Origin of the sequence: Collinsella sp. D33t1_170424_A12, assembly GCF_015554865.1 — a bacterium.
In the GTDB taxonomy this organism is placed as follows: Bacteria; Actinomycetota; Coriobacteriia; order Coriobacteriales; family Coriobacteriaceae; genus Collinsella.
On sequence record NZ_JADNJJ010000026.1, the window covers coordinates 1 to 7,532 of the forward strand.

Below are 7,532 nucleotides of genomic sequence, written 5' to 3' on the forward strand. Positions count from 1 at the left end.
GTGGCGGAGATGGTTGACATGGTTCGGCTGGGGCTGACGGCGGGGTTGTCGTTCGATGCGGCGCTCGATTTGTATTGCGAACACCGTTCGAGCGGCTTGGCGACCGAGTTGGCGCATGCGCGCATGAGGTGGAGGGCGGGTGCTGCCACAAGGGGCGATGCCCTGCACGAGGTGGCTGCGGCGTTGGGGGTGCGCTCGTTGGAATCGTTTGCAGTTGCTGTTGAGGAGGCTATGGAGCTGGGGGCTCCGCTTGCAGATGCGCTGGAAGCGCAGGGCAGGGAATGTCGGCGGGCTCACCGCGCCCGCGTGGAGCGGGCTATCGAGCGAGCGCCGGTGAAGATTCTCATACCTACGGGCACGCTCATTCTTCCAGCTCTGCTGTTGTCGATAATGGGCCCGCTCATGGCTGCGGGCGGCATGATCTAGGAGGTTTGCATGAATGGATTGCTGGCTTTGATGGGCGCGCGCGGTTACGCGGCGGCCCGCAGGGTGCGGGAGATGTGGATGCGTGAGGACCTGGCCCAGGGCACGACGGAATACGCGATTCTCGTAGGGGTGCTGGTGGTTATAGCGATTCTGGCCATCATCGCGTTTCGCGGCAAGGTGAGTGAGCTATGGAGCGCAATCGAATCGGGCATCAACAGTCTTTAGACGGACGACGAGCCTTGTTCGCCGCCTATGCGATCTGCGCGGCGGCGGTGGCGGGTGCGCTCATATGGGGCGCGTCGTTGGAACGCGACGCCACCGATGGCGCAGCGCTGCGGCAAGCGGTGCATTCAGTTGAAGCGCGTCTGCGAGGAGACGGCGAGGCTCTGGCGTCTTCGGCCGAGGCTTTCTTGGATGATCTGGATGCGGCACTCGAGCGGGATGCAAAGGCCGATGAGGCGGTGGTGACGTGGAGGTCGGAAGGGGACGTGATGGAAGCAGGCGCACGTGTCTTAGGGACCTATGTCGAGGGAGGAGCGGGGGCATCGCTGGTGACGAGCGGTTACTTGGACATGAGCGGGAATGTCTGGGGGGCGGTTGTGTGGGACGGTGAGCACTGGGCGGATGTAGTGCTGGTAACGCAAGCGCCCGGTGAGCGGGAAGTGGCGGTTCGCGTCGCGCGCATGATAGCGCCAGATGGCTCCGGGAGGTAGCGCGGTATGCACCGGCGTTTGGCGGGTGTGTTTTCGGCGCGGCCATCGGGGCGCGGCGCAAAGCGGAGCGCGCGGGCGCCGTGGTTTGAATGAGGGGAAGGAAGATGGGGCGATATAGCGGATTGGGGGCGCTGGGGGAGCGGCTGGCGCAAGGGACGCTCGAGTATGCCGTGGTCACGGGCGTCTTCGTTGCCGTGATCGTAGCGTTGGGCGCGTTGTGGAGGGCGGCGACCGATGGGGCGCTGTCGGGGTTGGTTGAGGAGGCGGCTTCGCATGTGCTCGATGGGTCGGGGGCCATTGATATCGCGTTGTTTTAAGGTGCTCGTCGAACGCGGGGCGCAGGCGACGGTCGAGGCGGCCATCTTGCTGCCGAGTTTCTGCATCGTGGTGCTCTTGGCGCTGCAGCCGGTGTGCGTGAGATATACGCAGGCGGTGATGGAGGTCGCGGCGGCGCAAGGGTGCCGGTTGGTGGCGACCGGGGAGGGTGCGGACGAGCGGAGCACCCGCGCTTTCATCTTGCGGAGGCTGGCCGCCGTTCCCGATATCGCCATATTTCACGCGGGGGGTCCGCTGGCGTGGGAGGTTGATTACGGGGGCGAGGGAGAAGCGGGGAGGTTCGTGGAAATCGAGGGCTGGGTGAAGCCCCTGCCTGTGCTGGGCGTGTTCGTGGGGGCGTTCGGCGAGCGCAACGCTGCGGGCGATGTGCGATTGCGCGTAAGGGCCGCGATGCGCCCGCGCCCAGCGTGGGTGAAAGGTGATTACGATGCATGGATTCAGGAGTAGGTTGCGGCGCGGGCGGCACCCGATGTCGGGAATCGAGCTGCTTGCCGAGGAAGCGGCATATACGACGATGGTCGCCGCGGTGACCATCCTGGCCGTGTTGGCGCTCTTGTTCTCGTCTGTCTCTGCCGTGTGGTCTATGGCGCGCTCGGGGGACGTGCAGGTTGCCGCGGATGCGGCGGCGCTTGCCGGCGCTAACGCGGTGTCGTCGTATTACACCGTGGCAACTACGGTCGATGCGACGGTGCTGAGCATGGGGCTTGCGGGGTTCGTGTCGGTGGGCGCCGGCATGCTGGGAACATTGATTCCAGGGATGGAGCCGGCTGCGCACGATATGCTCGATTCGGGCATCGAGATGCTTCAAGCGCGAAACGAGCTCTGCGCGTCAGCGAGCGAGGGGCTGCAGAAGCTGGAGGCGGGACTGCCGTTTGTCGTCGCGGCGCGCGCGACGGGGCTGTGCCGTCAGCAGGGTGGCGAGCGCCTGTCGTATGCGGGCACGGCGCTGGCGGCGCCACGCACCTCGGATTCGTATTTCCCTGCACTTGAGGGACCAGCGATCGACACCGGATCGATGGAGCTTGCGAGCGAGGAGCTTGACGAGGCTGCCGAGCGGCTACGTCGCGCCCGGGAGAAAAGCACTGCAGAGAAGGAGCGTGCCTGGCTGGCGGATTGCGGTCGCGATGGTATGAATATGCAGGAGCGGGCCGATCGGCTCTCGGGTATCGCACCCGATCAGAACCCGGATTTCGCATCGAGCGTCACCTGGGCTCCGGAAGCGGGGTTGCGGCGGGCGCGGGCATACTATCGATGGCGGTTCGAGCACGAGGCGCCCGTGGGGAATAGCGTCGAGGACCGTGCCGATTCTGCGGCACGCAAGGTCTTTTACGAGTATGCTGCGGGCGTCGTCGAAGCGGCGCGGGTGGAGGAGGGCGAGAGCGGGTTCGTGAACACGCTCGAGCCGTTGCCGAGGAACACCGATGACGTGCGCGAGACGCCGTTGTATACGGATGCGCGCTGGGCGACATCGATCGAGACCGCAGGAACGACGTTGCATTACGCCCCGTCGTGCCCGGGTGCGACGGGGGCGTCCGGGGGAGGGGCGGCTCTGTGCGACGTGGAGGCAGGGCGCGTGCGCGAGTGCGAGACCTGTCGCTTCGGCGTAGGCGATATGGGGCGTGTGCCAGCGGCTTCGACGTCGATCGAGAATGGTTTCGAATATCATTTCCGGTCGTATACGCTGGCCCTGCGGGACTACGCTGCAGCCCGGGGCGAGGAATATGCCGCGGAGGAGCATGCGAAGGGGTCGGCAGAGGGTGCGGGCAGCGCGTTCGAGGAAGCGCTTGCGGCGCTTCGCAGCGAGCGCCCGCGCATCGCGCCGCCCGGGCGCTATGGGTGCGTGGCGCTCGTGGTGTCAGGTGACGTCTCATCGGCAGGAGAGCTATCCAGCTCGTTCGCTTCTGATGTGCATGTGGGTGCGCGCGGTGCTATTTCGGCGGCTGCTTTGGCGCGAGATCCCGCCACGCACGAGAACAACGTTCTCGCGTCGTTTCTCTCGTCGATATCGTCGGATGGGGGATTGCCGGGAATGGCCGACGAGGTCCTGGGGCTTTGGGGGCGCTTGTTGCTGGCGTATGGAAACGCGTCCGAGCGAATCGGCGAGGCGCTCGATGACCTGCTGGGAGGTTCTGCGGGTTCGCCTGATTCCGTAGGCGGCTGGTTGGAGGAGAGGGTGATGGGCGCTTTAAATGGCCTGAGTCTCGAGCCCGTTGACCTGTCGCTGCGCAAGCCCGTGTTGACCGATAGCGCGCATGTGCTCGCGAGAGGGGATCTGGGGAGCGCTTCCGAACTTCAAAAACGCCTGCGTTCGATTGCGCCTACGAGCAGCGATCCGATGGACATCTTGCGAGCTGTCGGCTACGAGTTGGAGGAGGCGGTGCTTTCTGCCGAGATCGTGGTCGCGCGCATCCCGTTGCCGGGAGGTGGGACCCTGCCGCTGACGGTGCGCCTAGGGGATTTCGTTTCGGAGGGCGGTGCTGCTTCATGACGGTGATGCGAGAGCGTCGGGCGCAGGCGACGGTTGAGATGGCGGTGGTGTTGCCTGTCTTATTGGTGCTCGGGCTTATAACTTCAAACTTGATGCGGTTCGCGGTTGCCGTCGCGCGCTTCGACCGCGTCGCGCCCGATATCGTGGTCGCCCAGGGGGTTTCTCCCGAGGGGGACGGAGGGGCCGGGCAGGCGGCTTTGGAAGCGGTGCGGGGCGAATTGGCCACGGCGATGGAAGGGTACGGGGTCGACGTCGAGGTGACGGTGGAGGACCGGGGGTTCGGGTCGGAGGAGACCTTTTCCCTTGCGCCGCTCACGCGTTCGTTTACGTGCAGCATGGCGATGACGCCGTGGCCGTCGGTCGTGGAGATCGCCGGGGTGTCGTTGGGGGCTCCCGCGCGGCTTCGGCATGAAAGGGCGATGGTCGTAGACCCTTGGAAGCCCGGGGTGGTGGCATAGGGATGCAGAACGACGAGCGATATGGCCAGGCGGTTCGCGGTCTTGGATGGGCATGCGGCGATATCGTCGTTGCGCGGACGTTCTGGTGCCGGCTATGGGGCTTGATGGGGCATCGGCCTCGTGGCAAGGGGAATGTCGAGATCATCTTGGTGTTTCCACGGTGTTCATCGGTGCATACGTTTGGCATGGGGGCGCCGATCGACGTCGTGTTCTTTACGGATGACAACCGTGTGCTGGCGCGCTATGAACGGGTTGCCCCAGGCCGCATCCTGGCGCATCGGGGCGCCTCGTGGGTATGCGAGCGGATCCATGTGCCGCCGGATGATCGGGGATAGGGGGGCGTGTGTAAAAGAAAGTGACAAGAATCTTAAAAAAGTCGCTTGCGCCGCCGCGAAGATTTGTTATAGTAATCAAGCCGTCAGTGAGACGGACATCAATTGGCCAGATAGCTCAGTTGGTAGAGCAGCGGACTGAAAATCCGCGTGTCGAGGGTTCGACTCCCCCTCTGGCCACCCTTTAATGATAAAGCCCTCCGCATGTCGGGGGGCTTTTTGTATACCGTTTCGATGTGTTCGGATAATCTCCTCCGGATCCGAGCCGGCTGCGGATGCGTGCGAGCATGGGGGAATTCGTTCGAGCCCAGTTCGCCTCGTATTGCGTTCGCATGTCGCGGATCCCGCGACCGTTTCGGGGCATACAAGGTTGTGCGCCCGTTGGGCGAGGCCGCGCTACTTTGCTACAACCTTTCATTTCCGACACGCTTTGCGCCGCCGATGCGCGTGTCGGGGCGGGCAGGTATACTCTTCAACAATGAGCATCGATGGCTAGGAGGCAGGTATGGACGAGAAGATTCGCGGCGTCAACCTTTCGGGTTGGTTTATTCCCGAGCCGTGGGTTTCGCCGTCCTTGTTTGCCGCCACGGGCGCGTCGTCCGACGCGGAGCTGCACGACGTATTGGGTAGCGCTGCGTATAACGAGCGCCTGCGCCATCACTACGAGACTTTTATCGGCGAGGGCGACTTTCATCGTATGTCGTTGATCGGCTTGAACGCGGTGCGCCTGCCCATTCCGTGGCATGCCTTCGGATCGCAGGGCGACGCCGCAACCTTCATCCCGGCGATCGACTACATCGATCGCGCGATCGAGTGGGGCGAGAAATACGATATCAAGGTCCTGCTCGACCTCGCGACGGTCCCGGGCGGTCAGGGCGATTCGAATGAATCGACCACCACCCCCACCACGCCAACTTGACCGCTGATTGGCATTCGTCGGTGAACGGGCGCCATGTGGCGCTCGAGGTGCTCGAGAAACTTGCCGCTCGCTACGGCAAGGCCGAGAGCCTCTACGGAATCGAGCTGCTGGACAGTCCCGTCATGAGCGTGCGCAAGAACCTCTTTACCATGACGGAGGGCATCCCCAGTCATTATCTGCGTAATTTCTATCGCGATGCCTACGAGCTCGTGCGCGCGCATATGCCGGTCGAGAAGGCGGTCGTGTTCTCCGCCTCCGCGCACCCGGAGATGTGGAAGCATTTCATGCGTGGTTCGCGTTACGAAAACGTGGTGATGGACGTGCACCTCTATCATTATTACGACGAGTTTGCGCAGGATATCACCTCGCCGCGCGGCCTCTCCTCTGCTATCGCGCGCAACCGCAAGGTGATTCGCGAGGCGCGTTCGGCCGGCTTCCCCGTGCTGGTGGGCGAATGGTCGGGCGCCGCGGTGATGTCGAGCGCATCCGTGACTCCCGAGGGTCGTGCCGCTTATGAGCGCGTGTTCGTGTCCAATCAGCTCGCCTCGTTCGCCGATACGCGCGGCTGGTTCTTCCAAACGTGGAAGACCGAGAAGCGCAACGCGGCATGGGATGCCCGCCTTGCGTTGGGTACGCTCGAGCGCGCCATGATCGAGTAGCCATGGGGGAGACGACGAAGCGCCCGCAGGCGGGCAAGCTCTATATCGTGGGTACTCCCATCGGCAACCTCGGCGACCTGACGCCGCGCGCTGCGGCGGCGTTCGAGGCTGCGGATGCCATCTGCTGCGAGGACACGCGCGTGACCTCGAAGCTCCTCGCGCACCTCGGTATCTCCAAGCCGCTTGTGCGCTGCGACGAGAACGTTATCGCGGGCCGCGCTCCGCAGCTCGTTGAGCGCACGCTCGCCGGCGAGGTCCTCGCCTTCGCGTCGGACGCCGGCATGCCGGGCGTGTCCGATCCCGGCCAGGTGCTGGTGGATGCGGCGCGCGAAGCCGGTGTGCCCGTCGAGGTGATTCCCGGTCCCACGGCTTGCATCACTGCGCTGGTGGCGACCGGCATCCCCTGCGAGCACTTCTTCTTCGAGGGCTTTTTGCCGCGTAAGCACGGCGAGCGCGTCCGTCGCCTGCGCAGGCTCGCGTCCATTCCCGGCGCGTTGCTCTTCTACGAGTCCCCGCATCGCGCGGAGGATTCGCTCGTTGCGATCGCCGAGGTGTTTCCCGAGCGCGAGGCCGCGCTCTGCCGCGAGCTCACCAAGCTCCATGAGGAGGTCCTGCGGGCGCCCGCGTCCGAGTTGCTCGAGCTGGTGCGTGAGCGCGGCGAGATGCGCGGCGAGATGGTGCTCGTGGTGGCGCCGCCGAGCGAGGCCGAGCTCGAGCGCCACGAGGCTGCCTTGGCGGCGGGCGGCGCTGTTGACCTCGATGCGAACCCCGACGACCTGCTGACCGCGGATATCGCCGAGGCCCTTGCCGCCGGCGAGCCCGCCAACGCGATCGCCAAGCGCCTGTCGCAGAGGTATTCGCGCAAGAAGCGTGATGTGTATAACCTGGTGCTTACGGTCCAGGCCGAATCTGAGTGAGGGTCGCCCTGCCGCCTGATGAAGGAGGCCTCGTCCATGACTGCTATTGAGTTCATGGACGAGGCCTTTCGCGTTGCCGAATCCTCGTTTTGGGTGGCGTTCATGCGCCCTAGTGCGTGGCGGCTACCTCGCTCCCGCCTCGTCGCGCTTGGGGTAGTGCGCGGTCAGGCTGCGGAAGCGGTTGTAGAACGCCGAGAGCAGCGCTGTCACGCGTCGGCGCTGCTCCGCCTGCGGATTGCCCTTGGCGAAGCGCGACACCGGCGGCAGGATGCTGGCGACGGTGG

The 7,532-nt window shown here is 64.8% G+C and carries 11 protein-coding genes and 1 tRNA gene; all 12 read left to right on the forward strand.

What is annotated here, in order from left to right; translation table 11 throughout:
- Window positions 1-426 (forward strand): type II secretion system F family protein (locus I2E26_RS01190; protein WP_195419297.1); only part of this gene is annotated, 426 nt, incomplete at its 5' end.
- 9 nt (window positions 427-435) lie between these two features.
- Window positions 436-651, forward strand: a complete 216-nt coding sequence (locus I2E26_RS01195; protein WP_229056313.1) for a hypothetical protein — start codon at window positions 436-438, stop codon at window positions 649-651.
- Window positions 615-1,139 (forward strand): hypothetical protein, encoded by a 525-nt coding sequence (locus I2E26_RS01200; RefSeq protein WP_195419298.1) that lies wholly within the window; start codon window positions 615-617, stop codon window positions 1,137-1,139. The genes I2E26_RS01195 and I2E26_RS01200 overlap by 37 nt, the downstream gene beginning before the upstream one ends.
- A 104-nt stretch (window positions 1,140-1,243) precedes the next feature.
- Entirely contained in the window at window positions 1,244-1,456 is a 213-nt protein-coding gene (locus tag I2E26_RS01205; RefSeq protein WP_195419299.1) for a hypothetical protein, read from the forward strand.
- Between the two features lies 1 nt (window position 1,457).
- Window positions 1,458-1,922: a TadE/TadG family type IV pilus assembly protein gene (locus I2E26_RS01210; RefSeq protein WP_370551415.1), complete on the forward strand. Its 465-nt coding sequence runs from the start codon at window positions 1,458-1,460 to the stop codon at window positions 1,920-1,922.
- Window positions 1,923-1,944: 22 nt separating this feature from the next.
- Entirely contained in the window at window positions 1,945-3,963 is a 2,019-nt protein-coding gene (locus tag I2E26_RS01215; protein WP_195419300.1) for a hypothetical protein, read from the forward strand.
- A complete protein-coding gene (locus I2E26_RS01220; protein ID WP_195419301.1) occupies window positions 3,960-4,421 on the forward strand; it encodes a hypothetical protein in 462 nt (153 codons plus the stop codon). The genes I2E26_RS01215 and I2E26_RS01220 overlap by 4 nt, the downstream gene beginning before the upstream one ends.
- Window positions 4,422-4,423: 2 nt before the next feature.
- Window positions 4,424-4,756 carry a DUF192 domain-containing protein gene (locus I2E26_RS01225; protein WP_195419302.1) on the forward strand — a complete coding sequence of 111 codons (333 nt, stop codon included), beginning with the start codon at window positions 4,424-4,426 and terminating at the stop codon, window positions 4,754-4,756.
- 104 nt (window positions 4,757-4,860) lie between these two features.
- A tRNA-Phe gene (locus I2E26_RS01230) sits at window positions 4,861-4,933 on the forward strand.
- Between the two features lie 325 nt (window positions 4,934-5,258).
- The gene (locus tag I2E26_RS09010; RefSeq protein ID WP_229056311.1) at window positions 5,259-5,672 is read left to right on the forward strand and encodes a hypothetical protein; all 414 of its coding nucleotides are present in this window, start codon (window positions 5,259-5,261) and stop codon (window positions 5,670-5,672) included.
- A gap of 35 nt (window positions 5,673-5,707) precedes the next feature.
- Window positions 5,708-6,331, forward strand: a complete 624-nt coding sequence (locus I2E26_RS09015) for a hypothetical protein (protein WP_229056312.1) — start codon at window positions 5,708-5,710, stop codon at window positions 6,329-6,331.
- A 2-nt stretch (window positions 6,332-6,333) separates the two neighbouring features.
- Window positions 6,334-7,248, forward strand: coding sequence for a 16S rRNA (cytidine(1402)-2'-O)-methyltransferase (gene rsmI, locus I2E26_RS01240; protein ID WP_195419303.1), 915 nt, complete (start codon window positions 6,334-6,336; stop codon window positions 7,246-7,248).
- Window positions 7,249-7,532: the final 284 nt, after the last annotated feature.

Coding starts and splice junctions, on each gene's coding strand:
- I2E26_RS01205 (WP_195419299.1), top strand. CDS start 1,244: ATGGGGCGATATAGCGGATTGGGGGCGCTGGGGGAGCGGCTGGCGCAA.
- I2E26_RS09010 (WP_229056311.1), top strand. CDS start 5,259: ATGGACGAGAAGATTCGCGGCGTCAACCTTTCGGGTTGGTTTATTCCC.
- rsmI (WP_195419303.1), top strand. CDS start 6,334: ATGGGGGAGACGACGAAGCGCCCGCAGGCGGGCAAGCTCTATATCGTG.
- I2E26_RS01225 (WP_195419302.1), top strand. CDS start 4,424: ATGCAGAACGACGAGCGATATGGCCAGGCGGTTCGCGGTCTTGGATGG.
- I2E26_RS01220 (WP_195419301.1), top strand. CDS start 3,960: ATGACGGTGATGCGAGAGCGTCGGGCGCAGGCGACGGTTGAGATGGCG.
- I2E26_RS01195 (WP_229056313.1), top strand. CDS start 436: ATGAATGGATTGCTGGCTTTGATGGGCGCGCGCGGTTACGCGGCGGCC.
- I2E26_RS01215 (WP_195419300.1), top strand. CDS start 1,945: ATGTCGGGAATCGAGCTGCTTGCCGAGGAAGCGGCATATACGACGATG.
- I2E26_RS01200 (WP_195419298.1), top strand. CDS start 615: ATGGAGCGCAATCGAATCGGGCATCAACAGTCTTTAGACGGACGACGA.